This window comes from Aeromonas sp. FDAARGOS 1410 (genome assembly GCF_019048745.1).
GTDB lineage: Bacteria > Pseudomonadota > Gammaproteobacteria > Enterobacterales > Aeromonadaceae > Aeromonas > Aeromonas jandaei.
Genome location: NZ_CP077401.1, coordinates 3,707,999 through 3,727,826 on the forward strand (window position 1 = coordinate 3,707,999; position 19,828 = coordinate 3,727,826).

The following is a 19,828-nucleotide window of genomic DNA, read 5'->3' on the forward strand; positions in this document are numbered from 1 at the left end:
TGCACCCGTTTGCAAGCCATCTGGGTGGCTTTTGTTACTAAATTACAATACTACACCAAGGCGGGTGGCATAGACAGTCGGGGGCAAAGGCCCCCGACCATTCAGGAAGAGTGCGGGGTTTCGAAGCGGGATTCGCGCAGTCCCTCTTTAACCTTCTTCAGGTTTTCGCGAAATTTCATTCCCCGGCGCAGGGTAAAACCGGTTGCCAGCACATCAACCAACGCCAGCTGGGCGATGCGGGATGCCATCGGCATATAGACGTCGGTATCTTCCGGCACATCCATGGAGAGCACCAGATTGCACTCACGTGCCAGCGGAGAGTCCTTGGCGGTCATGCCGATGACGGTGGCATCGTTCTCACGGGCCAGCGCTGCAATTTCCACCAGCGCCTTGGTGCGACCAGTGTGGGAGATGAGAACAACCACGTCCCCTTCGCTGCTGTTGATGCAGCTCATCCGCATCATGACGATGTCGTCAAAGCTCACCACCGGTATGTTGAAACGGAAAAACTTGTTCTGGGCATCGCGGGCCACTGCGGAGGAGGCGCCAAGGCCAAAGAAGCTGATCTTCTTGGACTGGGTCAGAATATCGACACAACGATTGATGGCGGAAATATCCAGACTGTTTTTGGCTGCATCAAGACAAGCCATGGTGGATTCGAAGATCTTGGCGGTATAGGTATCCGGACCATCTTCCGCTTCCACATGACGATTCACATAAGGGGTGCCATTGGCCAGGCTCTGGGCCAGATGCAGTTTGAAATCAGGGAATCCTTTGGTGTCAAGGCGACGGCAAAAGCGGTTGACGGTCGGCTCGCTGACATCGGCCATCTTGGCCAGGGCGGCGATACTGGAGTGAATAGCCGTCTGTGGGGATGCCAAAATCACTTCGGCGACCTTGCGCTCTGATTTACTGAAACTTTCCAAGTTGTTTGTAATTTTATCAAGGGTATTCATCATCACCACCAGGCATTTTGTAATTTAGCTTCAGTGTCTTTGCACTCAATTTACGGCTAAGCAGGTTTCCAATCAACCTGATGACTATACAAGACAAGCGGTTAACGCAACTAACACCCACAATACAAAGTATGACTCATCTCTAATTATTTCGTTCTTTTCGTTACAAAATGTCACTGCCGATTGAAACCGCTTACAAATGTTGCAAAGCAACAACACTGTGAGCGGGCGCACGTTTGTGCGTCTCCAACAGACGACCATCGCTTTGGCTCGGTTAGAATTGGCGGCAAATAATAATGTCGGGGCGCCACTGGTCGTCCACACCTTGTAACGAAGGAGTTGTTATGCAGCATACCCATGCACTGGTCGGCGATGTCGGCGGAACCAATGCTCGCCTGGCCTTGTGCGAACTGGCCACCGGCGCAATCTCTCAAGCCAAGACTTACTCAGGTCTGGAGCACCCATCTCTGGAAGCGGTCGTCCGCCTTTATCTGGAAGAGCACAAGGCTCAAGTCAATGAAGCCTGTATCGCGATTGCCTGCCCCATCAACGGTGACTGGGTCGCCATGACCAACCACAGCTGGGAATTTTCCATCAGCGAGATGCAGGCAAACCTTGGCCTTGGCCGTCTGCAGGTGATCAACGACTTCACCGCCGTCTCCATGGCAGTACCGGTATTGGCTGATGAAGAGCGAATCCAGCTTGGAGGTGCCACCCCCATCGCCGGGAAACCTATCGCCATCTACGGCGCTGGCACCGGGCTGGGCGTCGCACATCTGGTGAAAGCAGGCAAGCAGTGGCTCAGCCTGCCGGGTGAAGGCGGTCATGTCGATTTTGCGGCCAACAATGAAGAAGAAGATGCCGTTTTGCAGGTGATGCGCGGCGAGCTGGGCCATGTCTCGGCCGAGCGCTTTCTCTCTGGTCCGGGCCTGGTCAATCTCTATCGCGGGCTGGTCAAATCAGACGGGCGTGAGCCTGAAGCACTAGAACCCAAAGCGATCACCGAACGGGCGCTGGCCGGATCCTGCCTCGATTGCCGCCGTACCCTGAGCCTCTTCTGCGTGTTGATGGGTCGCTTTGCCGGTAACCTGGCCCTCAATATGGGCACGTTCGGCGGCGTCTATATCGCCGGCGGCATAGTGCCGCGTTTCAAGGAGTTCTTTATCAACTCGGGTTTTCGAGTGGCGTTTGAAGACAAAGGCCGCTTCAAATCCTATCTCAAGGAGATCCCGGTTTTCCTCATTACCCATGAGGGCCCGGGGCTGCTTGGCGCTGGCGCCTACTTGCGTCAGTCGATGGGTATGGCCATCTGAACAAAGGTGGGAATGGGGCTGAATGATCCATGGTTCAGCCTCAATTCAGTGATCCGGACATATAGTGTCTGCACGTAACCAAGAGAGCTGGAATTCACAAGGAGTGGAAACCTCTTTCATCCACTGGATACGTTTGTCACCTGACAAGCCTGAACTGTTTCAACCGGCCCTCTGGCCGGTTTTTTTTATCTTCAAATTACTGCGCCAGCGACTTCAACTGCGCCTTGTCAGGTGGATTGCTCCAGTCAATAGGGCCATGAGTAAAGCGGTACTGCAGCCGTGGCAAGCTGGTCTCCAGCCACTCTTCCCGGAAATAGGCGTAGCCCTGATCCCAGTCTGGATCATTGGCCCAACCGGTTTGCAGGAAATAGAGACGGGTACCCTGCCCTTCCGGTACAAAGCGCAGACAAACCTGAGTCTTTTGCTGGCGAATGTGCGGGAAAGAGGGAGGAAAATTCCAACTGAAACTGAGCAGGTCGTAGGGCATCACAGCCATCACCCGGCACCCTTCACTGCCTCGCTCCCCAAGCGGAGCATCCGGTCTGAAGTAGATCTCGAACGGGCCATTCGGTTCAGCCACCATCAAACACTCGGGCGCCAGAAAACTGCGCAGGCCACTCTCTGTTGTCCAGGCATGCCAGACATCGTCTATATGAGCCGGAACAAAGATGTTGCCTTCAATCTGTTTATTGTCCATAAATCAGCGAGCCTCAAGCCATCCATACAGGGGACTTCGGCAGTATAGCCCCATGCTCATGACAATAGACAGAGCTTAATCACGTCCTTGTCATTTACTTCTGAACAACAAAAACCAGGGCACATAAGATGTGCCACGGCCTGACCAGGGAGGTCAGAATGATCCGCGTAATGGAACCAAAAGATATTCCCCAACTAGCCCAGCTCTTCCTGAAAAGTCGCAGAGACACGTTTTATTGGGTAGAACCAGCCAGGTTCCAGCTCGATGATTTTGAGCAACAAACAGCAGGAGAGGAAATATGGATTGCCGAACACGGAGGAAATATCTGCGGCTTTATTGCAATCTGGAAACCCGATAATTTTGTCCACCATCTTTATGTTTCGACAGACTGGCATGGCCACGGGATTGGACGAGCCCTGCTTGAACAGGGCCTTGCTACCGGCTCGGGCTCACTTAAAGTCGCCACACGCAATACTGCAGCAGTTGCGTTTTATCACCGGCTTGGCTGGATAGAGACCGAGGAGAGAGGTCACTGCGATCTTACTGGCCCCTGGTGCATGCTAATCAAGGCTTAACCTTCACTCTGCCCTTTGGTTGGCAATAATGGTACTGGGGGAAAGAACCAGCGGTAGAGATCAAACCAGCCATCACGCTGCGCAATCACAACCTCGTGTACCGGATCTCGCTGAAAAATCGCCACCTTGTTTTCCGTCAACGGCACCCAAGCATAGTTAACCAATGCGTACTGGGACTGGATGAGATTGTATTCGTTCAGATATGAGTCGTCCTTGCCAGACTCGTGGAGCTGTACCCTGCTGTCGATGAGATATACCAGCTGGTCAAACAACGTCAGTTGAAATCCGGTTATCCGCCATTTCTCCTTGGTGGACTCTTCCTCCTCAATCACGGTGATCTTGCCCCAACGACATACCCCATGATAATTGACGCCATTCGCAGACATTCGAAGTTCGTAATGACATCCCAGGCTGTTGATGAACATCCCCGCGACAAAAAGCAGTACCAAGGACAGCGGTAGAAACAGCAAGGCATTTTTCAACGTTCGTTTCATCAGCCATCCCTTAAGGCGTTTGTTCTAACTCTTGGTAGGAAAAAATACGCACCTGATGGCCCGAGATCAGAACCAGAGAGTCAGGTTTGGTGACTGGCACTTCGCTTTTGGCTTCCATACGGCAAACAAGTCCCGAAGCGCCCTCGCCACAGCTGACGTGGAGCCATTCAAAATGCAAATAACTGGCAACAGAAAGCAATAACAAGACAAAAGTAATATTTATATAGGTCAAGGTTTTTGCCAACATCGGCCGTTCCAAACGACGCAGCATTGCAAACTTGATACGTTGCATGAGGGATGTTGCCTCGGCTGCTGTGGGGGCAACTACCTTATCACCTGATGAAGAGGCTGTTTCAGGAGACGTAAGATGGGAGGATGCAGCAATTATCTCATCCGATATGGGATATGGGTCAGTGACAACATTTTCGGGTTCCTGATAGCCATATCCCACAATGACCTTGCAATTAAGATGCAAGGAATAACCCTTTTTAGGCGTACTTTTTATATCGAGGATCTGGGGAGTCAGGGCGAAGTGGCGACGGATATTGGCAATGGCTACGTTCAATGAATTGGGGCTGATAGGACGCCCTTGCCAACCAATATCCAGCAGTAAATCCTTGTCACACACTTCATCGGGATGATCCAGTAAATAGCAGAAGATGAGAGACTCTGCCGATGAAAACCGGGCTGTCTTACTGGTTTGTGCGGCATCTGAATCCGCACCAAAAGCCAGCTCCCGCCTTTTAACATCAAAAACATAATCACCGAAATGGTAGGTTGATATGTTATTGCCTGTCGCAACGCCCGTCATATCAGCCCCTTGCTATTTTCTTCATCGTCAAGCAAACCGGAATCCACATCCAGATAGAATCAAACAGCTCCGAAAACGGCCTGCCATCGCGGGAAATTCTAATGGGTAAGGATCTGCTTCACAATAGGAGCGAGAGAAGTGTACGACGGGAAAATCAGGGCAGTATCTATCTGTATCACCTTTCAAAGGTTCCCCCGGCCAGACCGGGGGAACAGGCAGGATGAATCCGTTGTTTGGTATGTCATAAAGAGAACCGTTTCAGACCCTAAACTGCTTCAACAACTTGTCCAGCTGGGCTGATAACTGACGCAGGTCGCTGCTTGCTTCGGCAACCTGGGCAACTCTTCCAGCATTTTCACTATTGAGTGTCGCAATCCGGTTGACGCTGTGGCTCACCGCCTCGGCAACCGAGTGCTGCTCCTCCGAAGCCTGCGCAATATACATGTTCATCTCGCGGATCAGGCTGACCTGATTCTTTATCTTCTCAACCGACATCTGCACATCAGCAGCTTCAGCGCCAGCCTGTGACGCTCTATCCTGACTCTGTTGCATCCCGGCACCCACATTCTGGGTAGCCTGTTGCAAACGCTTAATGCTAGCGCTGATCTCTTCCGTTGACTGGCGAGTACGCCCGGACAGCGTCCTCACCTCGTCGGCCACAACGGCAAAACCTCGCCCTTGGTCTCCGGCTCTCGCAGCCTCGATAGCTGCATTCAGCGCAAGAAGATTGGTCTGTTCGGCAATACCGTTGATTACTTCGATAATATTGCCGATGCTGTTGCTCTCGGTAGACAAAGAACGCATCAGTGTCGCAACCCGTTCCACTTCACCCACCAGCTGTCTGATCGCCTCATTGGCATGGCCTGCCAGACTATATCCCTGCTCTACATAAAGATTGGCTTCGTCAGTTGCCGTAGAGGTTTTCACGGCATTCCCTGCCACTTCCTGCACTGCCTGGCTCATCTCGGTGATAGCCGTTGCAACCTGATCCAGTTCGGATTGCTGGGCATCGCTACCACTGCGGGTATCAGCAGACAAATAGTCACACCGCTCTGCCGTTTGCAGTACCCCGGCCGACAACTCGTTAATCTCCGCCACCATCTCCTGCAGCTTGGCAATAAAGTGGTTGATGTTGATAGCAAGCGTACCCATCTCATCCTGACGGTTGATTTTCAAACGCTGGGTCAGGTCACCATCTCCTTGGGCTAAATCGAACACGGCTTGATTCATCTGGTTGAGCGGTCGCAGCACATTGCGATGCATCAGAACCATCAACAAGGCGATGATGCAGATATCAAGCACCACAATCTGCCAAACAGTGGTAATCAGTTGCTGCCGCAGGTGTGCCTGAATGGCGGCATCGCTGGTATGCACCAACAAGCGGGCTACTGTCGTCTTCTGGCCGCTGTCGTCATAAACCAGATCATGACCACTGTATGTGCTGATATCAGCGGGGATTGTACTGATCGGTGCAATCGACCCCGCCTCATCACGAGAGAAACCGGCTACCAACTTGTCCTTGCTGACCACCAGCAAGGCACTCAGCATGTCGGCAGCCAGCTCGGACTTGAGCGATGCCTCTATAAATGAGGATTCGTAGTTCCATAAAGGGCCTGGCAAAGAGAGCTGCAGACGGCTGATGGCCTGGTCCACCAGCTGCGCTTGTTTGCTGTAGCTCTCCGCCCTGGAGGCACTGTAATTGTACCCCCCAAACAATACCAACAGCAGACTCACCGACAGGGAGGTCAGCACGGCAATCCTGAACTTCAGACTTTTCCAATCCATGGCTTCCTCCCGGTATTAACGGCAGCCCGAGCAGTAAGACTTACTGGTACTTGGCGTTGATCTTCTCGATGGTGCCATCTGCTTTCATGGCTGCCAGGATTTCATTCAACTTTTTAATAAGCTCATCAGGGGTATCTTTGTTGAACGCCAAACTCATCTGGGTTTCCTTGAACACGAATACCGGTTTGGGATTGGCTGCCTTCTCCTTGTTCGCCAGATAGGGGGCCAGATACTGACCTGTTGCCCACAGATCGATACGTCCAGCCTCCAGTTTTTTCACGTTTGCCGTATCGTTGGCGGCCAGCTGCAACTTGGAAAAACCCTGCGCTTTCAAATACTCGGCAGCAGCATCGCCGTTATAGCCACCGACCGAATACTGTTTGGCATCGTCCAGCGACTTGATCGAAATATTGGCAGTGGAGCTGGAGAAGAAGACCCAGTTATTGTTAACCAAGGGGCCAACCCATTTGAACAGAGTTTCACGTTCCGGCGTGCGAGTCGTGGAATAGAGCGCGGTGTTGGGGGTACTGAGGGTATCTTCATAAGCCCGTTTCCAGGGCATCAGGGTAATCTTGTATTCAACTCCAGCGCGCTTGAACAGCTCTTCAACGACCTCGGTAGAGAGGCCTACAATCTTGCCCCCTTCCCCTTGCATGTTGAACGGTGGGTAATCCTCAGTCATCACGTTTAGCGGTGCAGCCTGCGCCGCTCCCAACGCCAGCACGGAAGAGACTGAAAACAGGGCACCTTTCCACAACAATTGATAGTTCATTGCGACCTCGCTTTGCTTGCCATTCATCCCTAAACCCCCGCCGTCATCAATGGCTGGGCTGTATGGCCCGAACTCGGGCCGTGCCGGTTTCCACGGCTCGCTACCCGCGAATCAGATACGCAGCAGCAAACAGATTCGAATGGTGTTAGCAAGCCACCATTTGGAGCAATGTGGCTCGAACAAAATCTGTGGCCAAATGGCAATGAAAGAGATAGAGGCAAGTAACCGTGGATGAGTTACAACGTGAAATGCATCCAACCTTGATGTGATATACGAAGGCACCTTAGTGATGTGCCAACACGTGATCAGGAAAGAATGAGTGAGAACACCAACATCCATTTTCTCGTCCCTGCTCAAGACTGCCTTAGAGCCAAACCTGTCCTTTAGCTAAGGCCACGAAGAGAGATCCGTCAAATAGGTGTGGCGACATAAAGTCGCTGGCGAGGCAATCCTTGATCCATGACAAAAATGAGAAAGCATAAAGCCACCGTGAGGTGGCTTTATGCTTATCCGCTTGAGACGTCTGGCAAAAATCAATCCTTGGCGGAGTCCATAACCCCCTCTTCTGAGTGGGCAGGCAGGATCAGGTTGAGCAGGATAGCGGCAACCGAAGCCAGACCAACACCAGCCAAAGCGAAGTCACCGATCTTCATCTCCAGCGCACCGACACCCACGGTCAGGGTTACGGCCACGATGGCGATATTGCGCGACAATCCCAGATCCACTTTGGATTCGACCAGCGTCTTAAGACCGATGGCAGCGATGGATCCGAACAGCAGCAGCATGATACCACCCATCACCGGCATCGGGATGGAGGTGAGCAGCGCATTGAACTTGCCAAAGAAGGCCAGAATGATGGCAAATACCGCGGCCCAGGTCATGGTAACCGGATTGAAGTTGCGGGTGATCATCACCGCGCCGGTTACTTCTGCATAGGTGGTTACGGGAGGGCCACCGATCAGGCCAGCGAAGCAGACGCCGATACCGTCACCGGCCAGAGTACGGTGCAGACCCGGATTTTTGGTGTAGTCCTGACCAGTCACACCACCAATGGCGAGCACGCCACCGATATGCTCGATACAGGGAGCAATCGCCACCGGCAGCATGAACAGCGCTGCGGCCCAGTTGACCTCAGGAGTTTCAAAGTGAGGCAACGCCAGCCAAGGGGTGTTGATCAGACCATCGAAGTTAACCTGTCCCATCAGTACGGCAGAGACATAACCGGCAATCACGCCACACAGGATGGGGATCAACTTGATCCACCCCTTGCAGAACACAGCAGCAATCAGGGTCACCGCCAGCGAAATACCGGCCAGAGTCAGCGCGGTTGATGCAGGAACAACCTGCTCGCCACCGGCACGCCCCATCGCCATATTGCAGGCCACCTGTGCCACGGAGAGACCAATCACCATGATCACCGGGCCAATCACCACCGGCGGCAGCAATTTATGGACAAATCCCATCCCTTTCGCCCGGATCAGCGCAGCCAGAATGAAATACATGAAACCGGCAGCAAACAGACCGAACATGGTGGACGGCAAGCCCCAGGTCTGGGTGGCATAGATGATGGGAGCAATGAAAGCGAAGCTGGAGCCCAGAAAAATGGGCACTTGGCGGCGGGTACAGAGCTGGAACAACAGGGTGCCCACACCGGCGCCAAGCAGGGCCATGGAGGGGTTCAGTCCGGTGAGCAGAGGCACCAGAACCATGGCACCGAAGGCAACAAACAGGATCTGCAGCCCGGCGACACTTTGCTTGACTAGGGAAAACATGGATGTCCTTAATTTTTTGATAACTGACAGGGATATTTGACACTTTTCAGTTATCGAAAGACGCTTTCAAGGTAAAAAGTGAGCATATAGGCATCACAAATTACGTTTTACTGCTTGGGGAGGGCATGAAACAGGCTTTTTAGGCGGGATTCGTTGCTACAAGCATCGAGTATGCGATTTTACGTACTTTTGTGGCAAACGCCAATCGTTTTTCCATCATGTTTGCTTTACCGGTCTCCACTCAAGGTCTCCCCGCACCGCTCTATACTTGACCACACGGTTCAAAATGGACAAGGAGTCCTCCATGCCAAAACCCCCTTTCAAACCGACACAACGCAGGCTCCTGATTGGTTCTGCCATTGCATTAGCCCTATTTGCCAACCCGTTTAGCTATGACTTTGCCCATCAAGAGTGGCAGGTGACCAAGGCATATGCCGAGTCCTGCTTCGTTGCTGGCACCCGCATCACCATGGCCGATGGTAGCGAACGTCTCATAGAGACATTGCAAGCAGGTGAACGAGTTCTGGATCAATATGGCCATACCAACCAGATCTTGGCGGTAGAGCGTGTGCTCTTGGGTGATCGCAGACTCTATGGCATCAACCAACTACCTCCTTTCTTTACCGGCGAACACCCATTCCTGACCACTCGCGGTTGGGCTGCTATCTCACCAGCCATGACTCGTGCCGAAAACCCGACATTGATTGTATTGCCCCTCTTTACCGGCATGCGACTACTGGGATGGTCGGCCGCCGCTAACACTGGCAACCTGGCATTGGCACCGCAACCGGTTGAGCTGCTGGTGGAATCCATCTACTGGATTGACGCTCCGCCTACCACCGAGCTGTTCAACCTGGTTCTTAATGGTACCCATAGCTATATAGCCAATTCATTAATCGTGCATAACAAGGATGGTAATGGGGGTGGCAGCGACCACGGAGGCGGTGGTAACGACAATAGCGGCGGTGGCAGTGACCACGGAGGCGGTGGTAACGACAATAGCGGCGGTGGCGGTGACCACGGAGGCGGTGGTAGCGACAATAGCGGTGGTGGCGGTGACCACGGAGGAGGTGGTAGCGAAAATAGTGGAGGTGGCAGTGAACATGGAGGTGGTGAACACGCAGGAGGAGACCAACATACGGGTGAAGAGCGCCATGCTGGTGGCGAGTTGCATGGCGGAGGAGACCTTCATGCCGGTGGTCGCGGCCTTGGCAACGGGCTTGATGACAACGGTGTAGATGCCGTCGATGCCAACGGCAACAAGCTCAGAGGTGATGGCACGGTCGATGATAACGGCGTAGACACCGTCGATGCCAACGGCAACAAGCTCAGAGGTGATGGCACGGTCGATGATAACGGCGTAGATACCGTCGATGCCAATGGCAACAAACTCAGAGGCGATGGCACGGTCGATGATAACGGCGTAGACGCCGTCGATGCCAACGGCAACAAACTCAGAGGCGATGGTACGGTCGATGATAACGGTGTGGATACCGTCGATGCCAACGGCAACAAGCTCAGGGGCGATGGCACGGTCGATGATCGCCAACAGGTGCTTACCGATGAGCAGGAGCGTGCGCTGCTCAACGACGGCTTTCGCCAACAGGGGCAACCATAATGCGTTATCTGCTAACACTCCTCCTGCTCGGCCTCGCTGGCTGCGCCACGGTCGACACCCAGCCGCTTTACCATCAAATGGATAAGGCAGATGTTCAACTGGCCAATCAGGCACTCGCCAAGGCGCTGGAAACCCGCACCAAAGGGCAGAGCCTCACCTGGTTCAATCCGGCTAACCGTCACTCGGGTAGCGTCACCCCGCTGCGCACCTTCCGCCATACCAGTGGAGAGTGGTGTCGCGACTATCGCGAGCAACTCTATATCGGCAAGGCCAGCCAGCAGTGGCAGGATACCGCCTGCCGCAATCAGCAAGGGCGCTGGCGGCCACTACGCACTTAGTACGTGATGGAATAAACGAAGGGGGTAGCAGTGCGACCCCCTTGTCATTTTGGCCGACCCGTTATCCGGGTGGTGGATACGCGGTTATACCCGACGATAGGGCAGGTAAACCGGCTCCCACATGTGGTTGAGGATATGCAGTTGCAGATCCTGGCCAATCAGCGGGTGGGATGGATCCCGGCGCACGATATCCTTGAGCACTGCAGTCGCCACATGCACCGAGATGCTGCGCAGCTCGCGAATACGCGGATAGACAGCCCCTTTCGCCAGATCGACCTCACTTACGCACTCGGCCAGTGCAAAGGCGGCGGTGGTGAAGATATCGGGCGTGATCTCGCGGATCTGGCTGACAATCGCAGCCAGCCCAACACCGGGGAAGATAAAGACGTTGTTGCCCTGCCCGACCCGGAAATCCTGCCCGTCATAATTCACATCCTTGAACGGACTGCCGGTCGCGACGATGGCCTTGCCTTGGCTCCAGTTGTAGATATCTTCCGGCAAGGCTTCGCAGTTGGCGGTCGGGTTGGAGAGCGGGAACACCATGGGACGTTCGCAGTGCTTTTGCATCAGCTGGATGTGCTCTTCCTTGAAGGCGCCACCTGAACCACTGGTTCCCAACAAAACGGTGATGGGCACATGACGCAACACATCGGTCAGACTGGCCTTGCCGGGCACTTCGGTGTCCCAGCTAGCCAGCAGCAGGCCCGGCTTGGCGTAGCGGCGCTTGTACTCGTCAAGCCCCTCGCGGTTGTCACACACCAGTCCCTGGGTATCCAGAATATAGATGCGATCCCGCGCGGCCTGCGGATCCATCCCCTCGCGGATCATCCCAGCGCAGATTTGATCCGCCACGCCGACCCCGCCGGCGCCTGCGCCATAGACCAGATAGTTCTGTTGGCCCAGCGTCTCACCCTTGACCTTGACCGCCCCAATGATACCTGCCAGCACCACGGCCCCCGTACCCTGAATATCGTCGTTGAACGACGGCAGCGACTGCTGATAGCGGGCCAGATTGTTGAAGGCGTTGGATTTGCTGAAATCTTCCCACTGCAGCACCGCATTTGGGAAGTGACGCTTGACCCCCTGCACGAACTTGTCGATGAACTCCTCATACTCCTTGCCACGGATCCGCTTGTGCGGGCGACCGAGGTACATGGGATCATCCAGCAGTTTCTGGTTGTCGGTGCCGACATCCAGCGCAATCGGCATGCAGCAGGCCGGATGGATGCCCGCCCCCAGGGTATAGAGCGCCAGCTTGCCGATGGGAATACCCATACCGCCAACCCCCTGGTCGCCGATCCCCAGAATCCCCTGGCTGTCGGTTACAACAATGATGCGGATCGATTTGGCATCGAAGTGGCGGGCCTGACTGCCCATGTCATCCACGTTGTCCGGGGTGATGTAGAGGCCGCGCGGCTTCTGGAAGCGGTGGCTGAACTCCTGACACGCCTTGCCGACGGTCGGGGTATAGATATAGGGGGTCATCTCCTCCACATGGCGAGACAACAGGGCATAGAAGAGGGTCTCGTTGCGATCCTGCAGCGCGCGCAGGTTCTGGTATTTCTCGATATCGCTGCTCGCGCTCTTGAAGCCTTCATAAACCCGATCCAGCTGGGCTTCGAAGGTTTGCACCTGAGGAGGCAGCAAGCCATCGAGATCGAAATCGGCCCGCTCCTGTTCGGTAAAGGCGGTGCCCTTGTTGAGATAACGATTGTTGAGCAGATCAGTGCCTGTCAGTGCAACGGGGCGAAAATCCTGTCCCTGTGCATCTTTCCACAGCAGATATTGTCCGGTAGCCATAGTCATTCTCTTTGATTTACGTGAAGTTGCCGTTCGGCAGGAGAGCAAGACTCATAATGAAATCAATCATATGACGTTTAGTTGTTTCATTTTGTGAGCTTGGCCATACCCTGCGGCCAAAAAGATGCCCAAACGTGACTCAAACACATCCATTTTCCGCACCAATGGCGACGGCATCAGACCACACTGCGGTTGATGAAGAACTATGCTGAACATCAGACCCATTGCACGGAAACACCAACCGGTATGCCAGGCACCAACACCATACACAACATTCTTGTCGTCGATGATATGGCCTCCAATCGCTATATCCTGCGCAGCCTGCTCGAAGAGGAGGGCTATCAGGTGCGGGAAGCTGAAGATGGCCAGCAGGCCGTTGCTGCGGTCGCGCAAGCCACTCCCGACCTCATTCTGATGGACATCAATATGCCAGTGATGGATGGCTACGAGGCGTGCCGCCGTATCAAACAACAACAGGGGCACTGGGGCTTGCCCGTCATCTTCATCAGCGCCAACAGCGAGATCAGTGCCCTTGAGCAGGCCTTTCAGGCGGGCGGCTGCGACTATGTCTCCAAGCCGTTCCACCAGCTCGAGGTACTGGCCCGGGTGCAGAACCAGCTGCGCCTGCGCGAGCTTGGTCGCCAGCAGGCCAAGGTACAGCTCTATCAGAGCCTGTTTCAGCTCACCGCCGGCATCGCCCACGAGATCAACACGCCGGTCGGAGTTGGCATCACCGCCTCCAGCCTTATTCAGGGCGCCGGCGATCTGCTGGCCAATGCGGTAAAAAACGGGGTTCTGGGTCAGCGCCTGCTCAACCAGCAGCTGACCGATATCAAGGAGGGCACCGAGCTGGTGGAGTCCAGCCTGCGCCGGGTCGCCCTGCTCATCACCCGCTTCAAGGAGCTGACCCGCGATCAGAACGAACAGGAGGCGCGCCCCTTCGCAGTGAAGAAGTGTGCCGAGCATATGTTGCAGGCATTCGCCGCCGAGCTGCAGATTGCCAGAGTCACCCCCCGCCTTGAGGGGAGCGAAGTCACCCTGACCGCCCCCGAGACGCTCTTCGTCGACCTGCTGCAGGAGCTGGTGAAAAACAGCATGGACCACGCCTTTCACGGCAACGGGGAGCACAGCTTCACCATCCACGTCGCTCAGGATGAGGAGTCGCTGCTGCTCACTTATCAGGACTCGGGCCCCGGCATGCCGCCAGAGAAACTTCCCCGCCTGTTTGAACCCTTCTTCACCACCCTGCGCGGCAACACCAGCCACTGCGGGCTCAGCGCCTGCCGTATCCACAATCTGGTAGAGAACAACTTGCGCGGTTCGGTCAACGTCACCAGCCCGCCGGGCGAGGGATTGCGCTACGAAATCCACCTGCCGCTCAAGCCGGTGGCCTGAGCCGGCATTCGGAGAAAATTGAACATAAAAAGGGGCGCCGCTGCGCCCCTTCTCTTTACTCTTTGTCGACCATCAGCTTGATTTGCCCGCCTTGGGCTCATCGAGAGTGTGCTTCACCTCTTCATACCAGAGGTCGTGGTGCTCCTTGGCCCAGGTCTCGTCCACCTCGCCGGTCACCATTCCCTCCAGCGCCCCTTCCAGCTGGAACAGGCCCATGTAGATATGGAAGATAAAACCGCAGATAAGGATCAGCGCCCCGACGATATGGATAAAGCTGGCCCACTCCATCTGGCGGCGCAGCTGGCCGAAGATGGGGAAGTCGAGGAACAGCCCGGTCGCCACCACAATGCCGCCAAACCAGATCAGCAGCCAGAAGATCGCCTTCTCGCCGCCGTTGGAGAAACCCGCCGAAGGGTGACTCCCCTTGTGGGGCCCCAGCATACCGCCTGCCTTCATGAACCACTGCACATCCACCATGTTGACGATGTTGTGGCGGAACCACTTGATGAGCACTCCCATCAGGCAGAGAAAGAAGAGCGGCCCCACGTAGTTGTGGAACACCTTGGCGAACCAGATCCAGTTCTCCCACACCCCGAGGCTCACCACCGGCTTGATGAAGTGCTTGCCGTAGATGATGGCCAGTCCCGACCCGGAAAGGGTCAGGAACATGCCCGCCGTGGTCCAGTGCAGCGCCCGATCGAGCCGGCTCCAGCGCTTGAGCTTGCGCCCGGTGCGCGGTTTGGAGAGCTTGGTCGGCCCCACCACCCAGTACATCAGGCCGCACATGGCGAGCGACCCGAAAATGGCGATGGCACCGAGCGGCGACACCCACTTGGTCTTCACCTCGAACCAGAGCTGGCCCGGCACCGAGATCAGCACCCCGTGCTCCGGCGAGCGGGAGGTGGTCACCCCCTCCTGCCCATCCTTCACCGCCCGCCAGTAATCGGCGCCGGCAAAACCGACCGCCTCTTTCTCGGCGTCGGCGAAACTTGCGGTACTCACCAGCAGCAGGGCAGCAAACAGGGCCATTAGCCAGGTTTTCATGCCGCCCCTCCCTGCTTGTTCAGCTTGCTGGCATCGTGAAACAGCTCATCGCCATTACCCCAGGCCGCATCCTTGGCACCGCGATAGGCAACCCGCTCGCGGAAGATTTCGGAGATGACCTGCGCATCCCCCGCCAGCAGTGCCTTGGTGGAGCAGAGCTCGGCACACATGGGCAGCTTGCCCTCGGCGATGCGGTTGGCGCCGTACTTCTGGCGCTCCGCCTCGCTGTGATCCTCTTCCGGGCCACCGGCGCAGAAGGTGCACTTGTCCATCTTGCCCCGATCACCAAAGGCGGCGGTTTTCGGGAACTGGGGGGCACCGAACGGGCAGGCAAACAGGCAGTAGCCGCAACCGATGCAGAGATCCTTGTTGTGCAGCACGATGCCGTCGTCGGTGTGATAGAAGCAGTCGGCCGGGCAGACCGCCATGCAGGGGGCGTCGGTGCAGTGCATGCAGGCGACCGAGATGGAGGTCTCCCCCGGCAGGCCGTCGTTGAGGGTCACCACCCGGCGGCGCTGGATGCCCCACTCGAGGGCATCGTCGTTCTCGTTCTTGCACGCCGTCACACAGCCGTTGCACTCGATGCAGCGCTTGGTGTCACACATGAATTTCATTCTGGCCATGGGATCAGGCTCCTACTTTGCGAAAACGGCACAGGGTGACCTTGGTCTCCTGCATCTGAGTGACCGGGTCATAGCCATAGGTGGTGACTATGTTGACCGACTCCCCCAGCACATAGGGATCAGACCCTTCCGGATATTTGGATCGCAGATCCTTGCCCTCGAAGTGGCCACCGAAGTGGAACGGCATAAAGGCAAGCCCCGGCTTGACCCGCGGGGTCACCAGCGCCTTCACCTTGACCCGGCCCCCTTCCGGCCCCTCGACCCACACATCCTGACCGTCGCGCACGCCGACGTCGTTGGCATCCGCCGGGTTCATCTCGACGAACATCTCCTGCTGCAATTCGGCCAGCCAGGGGTTGGAGCGGGTCTCGTCACCGCCCCCCTCGTACTCCACCAGACGGCCGGAAGTGAGGATGATCGGGAACTCCTTGCTGACATCCTTCTCCTGCACCGAGGCGTACTGGGTCGGCAGGCGCCACAGGCTCTTGGCATCGGGCCAGGTGGCGTAGTCTGCCAAGAGATCCCGGCGCGGGGTGTAAAGCGGCTCGCGGTGCTTGGGCACCTGATCCGGGAAGGTCCACACCACGCAGCGCGCCTTGGCGTTGCCGTAGGGGACGAAGCCGTGCTTGATGGCGACCCGCTGGATACCGCCGGAGAGATCGGTCTTCCAGTTCTTGCCCTCGGCCTCCTTCTTCTCGGCCTCGGTCAGCTCATCCCACCAGCCGAGCTGTTTCATCAGGTCGGCAGTGATCTCGGGATAGCCGTCTTCTACTTCACTTCCCTTCGGCCAGGAGTCTTCGGCGAGCAGCGAGACGCCCTGATACTCGATGCCGAAACGGGCGCGGAAACCACCGCCCCCTTCCGACACCGGAATGCTGGTGTCGTAGAGGATATGGCTGCCGGGGTGTTTCATCTCAGGGGTGCCCCAGCAGGGCCAGGGCAGACCGTACACTTCGCCACTGACCGGGCCGCCCTCGGCCTTGAGGTTGGTCTTGTGGAAGGTGTGCCAGTTCTGCTGGTGCGCCTTGAGCCGCTCCGGGCTCTGGCCGGTGTAGCCCACGCTCCACATGCCGCGGTTGTATTCGCGGGTGATGTCTTCCAGCAGCGGCTGGTTGTTCTCCACCTTGATGTGCTTGAACAGCTGCTCGGCAAAGCCGAGCTTCTTGCTCAACAGATACATGATCTCGTGGTCGACCTTGGATTCGAACAGGGGTTCTATCACCTTGTCACGCCACTGCATGGAGCGGTTGGTGGCGGTGACGGAACCATAGGTTTCGAACTGGGTGGTAGCCGGCAGCAGGTAGACGCCGTCGGTGCGATCGTTCATCACCGAGGCGACGGTGGGATACGGGTCGACAATCACCATCATGTCGAGCTTTTGCATCGCCTTCTTCATCTCGGGGCCGCGAGTCTGGGAGTTGACCGCATGGCCCCAATAGAACATGGCGCGGATGTTGGAGCCCTGCTCGATGAGATCGGCGTTCTCCAGCACCCCGTCTACCCAGCGGGAGACCGGAATGCCGTTGTTGTTCATCGGCAGCTTGCCGTTGTAGGCCTTGTTGTCAAAGCGGGCCTTGATCCACTCGTAATCGACGTCCCACACCCGGGCCCAGTGCTTCCAGGAGCCCTCTTCCAGCCCGTAGTAACCGGGCAGGGAATCGGAGGTGACGCCAAAGTCGGTGGCGCCCTGCACGTTGTCGTGACCGCGGAAGATGTTGGTGCCCGCCCCGCTCTTGCCCACGTTGCCGAGGGCCAGTTCGAGGATGCAGTAGGCACGGGTATTGTTGTTGCCTGTGGTGTGCTGGGTACCGCCCATGCACCAGACCACGCAGCCGGGGCGGTTGTCGGCCAGCAGTTTGGCCGCGCCATAGACCTGCTGTTCGTTGAGGCCGGTCACCCGCTCCACTTCCGCCGGGGTCCAGCGCGCCACCTCTTTTTGCACCTCGTCCATGCCGTAGACGCGGGTGCGGATGAACTCTTTGTCTTCCCAGCCGTTCTTGAAGATGTGCCAGAGCATGCCCCAGATAAAGGCGACGTCGGTGCCCGGACGCAGGGAGAGGTACATGTCCGCCTTGGCGGCGGTGCGGGTGCGACGCGGGTCGACCACCAGGATCTTGCAGCCGTTGCGCTCTTTCGCCAGCAGGATGTGCTGCATGGCGACCGGGTGGGCCTCTGCGGGGTTGGAGCCGATAAACATGATCGACTTGCTGTTGTGCATGTCGTTCAGGCTGTTGGTCATGGCGCCGTAGCCCCAGGTGTTGGCTACACCTGCGACCGTGGTGGAGTGACAGATGCGCGCCTGATGATCCACGTTGTTGGTGCCCCACAGGGACGCCATCTTGCGAAACAGGTAGGCCTGCTCGTTGGAGTGCTTGGCCGAGCCGAGCCAGTAGACGCTGTCGGGGCCGGACTCCTTGCGAAGGCGCAGCACTTCGTTGCCCACCTCTTCGATGGCCTGATCCCAGCTGATACGCTGCCACTTGCCGCCCACCAGCTTCATCGGGTACTTGAGGCGACGCTCACCGTGGCCGTGCTCGCGCAGGGCCGCCCCCTTGGCGCAGTGACCGCCAAGGTTGAAGGGATGATCAAAGGCAGGCTCCTGACCGGTCCAGACGCCGTTCTGCACCTCGGCATAGACGCCGCAGCCCACCGAGCAGTGGGAGCAGATGGTGCGCTTCACCTCGACCGGCACCTCGGCCGCCACGGTTTTGGCCTCGGCCCGCTGCATCATGGCAGGGGCCAGCCAACCGGCTGCCACGGCGCCACCGGCCACCAGACCCGAGTTGACCATAAAGGCGCGACGGGTCAGCCCCTGACCGCGAACAGCATCATTGCCCTGCTCGCCCGCCCGGGGCTGCTCGGCACGTTTCGTCAGTTTCATGAGTTCTCCTTCACTGATCCGGCTCAGTCGGTGCCGCGCAGGGTGCGATAAAAGTCGTGAACATGGGGGGTCTCCCGATAGCCCTGATCAGGCTTGGTATCGTGGGTCAGTACCTCCTTGCCCACCACCCGACCGGCGGCACCGGCCAGCACGCCTATGGTGGCGACCACGCCAACTCCCTTGATCAGATTGCGGCGGGACGGGTCTTTCAGCTTTTCATCGCTCATTCTTGTGACCTCTGTTGTTGTTCTTGCTGGCGCCTGTGCGCCAGCTTCGCGTCCAATGGGATATCTCGTCTGTTCGTTTTGTTGTGAGTGGATAGAGGCATTCAGCCCGTCACCACGCAGGCGCCAAACGGCAGGCGCAATTCGTTTTCCAGCTTGAAGAAATCTTCGGCAAGGGCGCCGACCGCCCGGTAGAAGCTGCCCCCTTTCGCCTGTTGCTGATCGCGGCAGCAGGCGAGTACCCAGGGGGCAAGGTGGCGCTCATAGAAGCGGTTGCGATCCGGGTGCTGCTCGGCGATCAACACCGCCATCACCTCGCAGAGGGCGGCGAGATGATCTTCCGGCTCGCACACTCCGCTCTGGCGCTCGAAGCCAAGCGACTGCAGATCTGCGCGCAGCACTGCCAGCGGCAGCTCCATCAATGAGCCGGTGAGATACCAGGAGGCAAACGGCACGATCTCCCCGCGCCCCAACCCGATAAAGAGATCCTGATACTCCTCGGCAAGCTCGTTTTCGTGGTGGCTACTGGCCGCCAGCTGCACCAGCCCCAGCCCTCTGGCAAAGGGGCCCGGCATGGCCTGCAACCCTTGCAGCCAGGCGAGCTGTTCGCCACGGGGGGCGGCACGCCAGAGGCTTGCCAGCAGGGCGTAGAGATCGGCGCTGCTCTGTTCCAGTTCGGTCATGGTCGGTTCGCCAGCCTTTTCGTTATGTTGTTCACTCATCACTGGCC

At 56.9% G+C, this 19,828-nt stretch carries 18 protein-coding genes; 5 read left to right on the forward strand and 13 right to left on the reverse strand.

Annotation, left to right across the window (positions count from 1 at the left end; genetic code table 11):
* Positions 1–101: 101 nt before the first annotated feature.
* Entirely contained in the window at positions 102–956 is an 855-nt protein-coding gene (locus I6L40_RS17230; RefSeq protein ID WP_005334759.1) for a MurR/RpiR family transcriptional regulator, read from the reverse strand.
* 344 nt (positions 957–1,300) lie between these two features.
* On the opposite strand from I6L40_RS17230, the gene glk reads away from it, so the two are divergent.
* Positions 1,301–2,269, forward strand: a complete 969-nt coding sequence (gene glk / locus I6L40_RS17235) for a glucokinase (RefSeq protein ID WP_071910752.1) — start codon at positions 1,301–1,303, stop codon at positions 2,267–2,269.
* Positions 2,270–2,465: 196 nt separating this feature from the next.
* Here glk and I6L40_RS17240 read toward each other — a convergent pair whose 3' ends face one another.
* Positions 2,466–2,966 (reverse strand): SRPBCC domain-containing protein, encoded by a 501-nt coding sequence (locus I6L40_RS17240; protein WP_041208927.1) that lies wholly within the window; start codon positions 2,964–2,966, stop codon positions 2,466–2,468.
* A 158-nt stretch (positions 2,967–3,124) separates the two neighbouring features.
* Here I6L40_RS17240 and I6L40_RS17245 point away from each other — a divergent pair, with 158 nt between their 5' ends.
* Positions 3,125–3,541, forward strand: a complete 417-nt coding sequence (locus I6L40_RS17245; protein WP_071910750.1) for a GNAT family N-acetyltransferase — start codon at positions 3,125–3,127, stop codon at positions 3,539–3,541.
* Here I6L40_RS17245 and I6L40_RS17250 read toward each other — a convergent pair.
* The 5 genes from I6L40_RS17250 to I6L40_RS17270 all read right to left on the reverse strand — a co-directional run bounded on the left by I6L40_RS17250 (position 3,538) and on the right by I6L40_RS17270 (position 9,175).
* Positions 3,538–4,035: a hypothetical protein gene (locus I6L40_RS17250; protein WP_071910748.1), complete on the reverse strand. Its 498-nt coding sequence runs from the start codon at positions 4,033–4,035 to the stop codon at positions 3,538–3,540. The genes I6L40_RS17245 and I6L40_RS17250 overlap by 4 nt on opposite strands.
* 10 nt (positions 4,036–4,045) lie before the next feature.
* Positions 4,046–4,846, reverse strand: coding sequence for a winged helix-turn-helix domain-containing protein (locus I6L40_RS17255; protein WP_071910746.1), 801 nt, complete (start codon positions 4,844–4,846; stop codon positions 4,046–4,048).
* Between the two features lie 258 nt (positions 4,847–5,104).
* On the reverse strand, positions 5,105–6,631 hold the full coding sequence (locus I6L40_RS17260) for a methyl-accepting chemotaxis protein (RefSeq protein WP_071910744.1): 1,527 nt from the start codon (positions 6,629–6,631) through the stop codon (positions 5,105–5,107).
* 40 nt (positions 6,632–6,671) lie between these two features.
* Positions 6,672–7,403 (reverse strand): ABC transporter substrate-binding protein, encoded by a 732-nt coding sequence (locus tag I6L40_RS17265; protein ID WP_042031631.1) that lies wholly within the window; start codon positions 7,401–7,403, stop codon positions 6,672–6,674.
* 533 nt (positions 7,404–7,936) lie between these two features.
* Positions 7,937–9,175: a uracil-xanthine permease family protein gene (locus I6L40_RS17270; protein ID WP_041208933.1), complete on the reverse strand. Its 1,239-nt coding sequence runs from the start codon at positions 9,173–9,175 to the stop codon at positions 7,937–7,939.
* Between the two features lie 304 nt (positions 9,176–9,479).
* On the opposite strand from I6L40_RS17270, the gene I6L40_RS21080 reads away from it, so the two are divergent.
* Positions 9,480–10,793, forward strand: a complete 1,314-nt coding sequence (locus I6L40_RS21080) for a hypothetical protein (RefSeq protein ID WP_071910742.1) — start codon at positions 9,480–9,482, stop codon at positions 10,791–10,793.
* Positions 10,790–11,131, forward strand: coding sequence for an RT0821/Lpp0805 family surface protein (locus tag I6L40_RS17280; RefSeq protein ID WP_203130239.1), 342 nt, complete (start codon positions 10,790–10,792; stop codon positions 11,129–11,131). The genes I6L40_RS21080 and I6L40_RS17280 overlap by 4 nt, the downstream gene beginning before the upstream one ends.
* An 84-nt stretch (positions 11,132–11,215) precedes the next feature.
* Here I6L40_RS17280 and I6L40_RS17285 read toward each other — a convergent pair whose 3' ends face one another.
* Positions 11,216–12,931: an NAD-dependent malic enzyme gene (locus tag I6L40_RS17285; protein ID WP_071910738.1), complete on the reverse strand. Its 1,716-nt coding sequence runs from the start codon at positions 12,929–12,931 to the stop codon at positions 11,216–11,218.
* A 246-nt stretch (positions 12,932–13,177) separates the two neighbouring features.
* On the opposite strand from I6L40_RS17285, the gene I6L40_RS17290 reads away from it, so the two are divergent.
* Positions 13,178–14,326, forward strand: coding sequence for a hybrid sensor histidine kinase/response regulator (locus tag I6L40_RS17290; RefSeq protein WP_071910736.1), 1,149 nt, complete (start codon positions 13,178–13,180; stop codon positions 14,324–14,326).
* A 72-nt stretch (positions 14,327–14,398) separates the two neighbouring features.
* Here the strand turns inward: I6L40_RS17290 and I6L40_RS17295 are convergent, their stop codons facing one another.
* From I6L40_RS17295 to I6L40_RS17315, 5 genes are all read right to left on the reverse strand, one after another.
* Positions 14,399–15,370, reverse strand: coding sequence for a formate dehydrogenase subunit gamma (locus I6L40_RS17295; RefSeq protein WP_042031584.1), 972 nt, complete (start codon positions 15,368–15,370; stop codon positions 14,399–14,401).
* Positions 15,367–15,993 (reverse strand): formate dehydrogenase FDH3 subunit beta, encoded by a 627-nt coding sequence (gene fdh3B, locus I6L40_RS17300; RefSeq protein ID WP_071910734.1) that lies wholly within the window; start codon positions 15,991–15,993, stop codon positions 15,367–15,369. Before fdh3B ends, I6L40_RS17295 begins: the two co-directional genes overlap by 4 nt.
* Before the next feature lie 4 nt (positions 15,994–15,997).
* Positions 15,998–18,874, reverse strand: a complete 2,877-nt coding sequence (locus tag I6L40_RS17305) for a formate dehydrogenase subunit alpha (protein ID WP_216994631.1) — start codon at positions 18,872–18,874, stop codon at positions 15,998–16,000.
* Between the two features lie 23 nt (positions 18,875–18,897).
* On the reverse strand, positions 18,898–19,101 hold the full coding sequence (locus I6L40_RS17310; protein ID WP_216994632.1) for a transcriptional initiation protein Tat: 204 nt from the start codon (positions 19,099–19,101) through the stop codon (positions 18,898–18,900).
* Positions 19,102–19,202: 101 nt separating this feature from the next.
* Positions 19,203–19,820, reverse strand: a complete 618-nt coding sequence (locus I6L40_RS17315) for a molecular chaperone (RefSeq protein WP_216994633.1) — start codon at positions 19,818–19,820, stop codon at positions 19,203–19,205.
* Between the last annotated feature and the right edge of the window lie 8 nt (positions 19,821–19,828).

Bases quoted from the DNA above. Each gene is read 5' to 3' on its own strand.
- I6L40_RS17230 (WP_005334759.1), bottom strand. From the start codon at position 956: ATGAATACCCTTGATAAAATTACAAACAACTTGGAAAGTTTCAGTAAA.
- glk (WP_071910752.1), top strand. From the start codon at position 1,301: ATGCAGCATACCCATGCACTGGTCGGCGATGTCGGCGGAACCAATGCT.
- I6L40_RS17240 (WP_041208927.1), bottom strand. From the start codon at position 2,966: ATGGACAATAAACAGATTGAAGGCAACATCTTTGTTCCGGCTCATATA.
- I6L40_RS17245 (WP_071910750.1), top strand. From the start codon at position 3,125: ATGATCCGCGTAATGGAACCAAAAGATATTCCCCAACTAGCCCAGCTC.
- I6L40_RS17250 (WP_071910748.1), bottom strand. From the start codon at position 4,035: ATGAAACGAACGTTGAAAAATGCCTTGCTGTTTCTACCGCTGTCCTTG.
- I6L40_RS17255 (WP_071910746.1), bottom strand. From the start codon at position 4,846: ATGACGGGCGTTGCGACAGGCAATAACATATCAACCTACCATTTCGGT.
- I6L40_RS17260 (WP_071910744.1), bottom strand. From the start codon at position 6,631: ATGGATTGGAAAAGTCTGAAGTTCAGGATTGCCGTGCTGACCTCCCTG.
- I6L40_RS17265 (WP_042031631.1), bottom strand. From the start codon at position 7,403: ATGAACTATCAATTGTTGTGGAAAGGTGCCCTGTTTTCAGTCTCTTCC.
- I6L40_RS17270 (WP_041208933.1), bottom strand. From the start codon at position 9,175: ATGTTTTCCCTAGTCAAGCAAAGTGTCGCCGGGCTGCAGATCCTGTTT.
- I6L40_RS21080 (WP_071910742.1), top strand. From the start codon at position 9,480: ATGCCAAAACCCCCTTTCAAACCGACACAACGCAGGCTCCTGATTGGT.
- I6L40_RS17285 (WP_071910738.1), bottom strand. From the start codon at position 12,931: ATGGCTACCGGACAATATCTGCTGTGGAAAGATGCACAGGGACAGGAT.
- I6L40_RS17290 (WP_071910736.1), top strand. From the start codon at position 13,178: ATGCCAGGCACCAACACCATACACAACATTCTTGTCGTCGATGATATG.
- I6L40_RS17295 (WP_042031584.1), bottom strand. From the start codon at position 15,370: ATGAAAACCTGGCTAATGGCCCTGTTTGCTGCCCTGCTGCTGGTGAGT.
- fdh3B (WP_071910734.1), bottom strand. From the start codon at position 15,993: ATGGCCAGAATGAAATTCATGTGTGACACCAAGCGCTGCATCGAGTGC.
- I6L40_RS17305 (WP_216994631.1), bottom strand. From the start codon at position 18,874: ATGAAACTGACGAAACGTGCCGAGCAGCCCCGGGCGGGCGAGCAGGGC.
- I6L40_RS17310 (WP_216994632.1), bottom strand. From the start codon at position 19,101: ATGAGCGATGAAAAGCTGAAAGACCCGTCCCGCCGCAATCTGATCAAG.
- I6L40_RS17315 (WP_216994633.1), bottom strand. From the start codon at position 19,820: ATGAGTGAACAACATAACGAAAAGGCTGGCGAACCGACCATGACCGAA.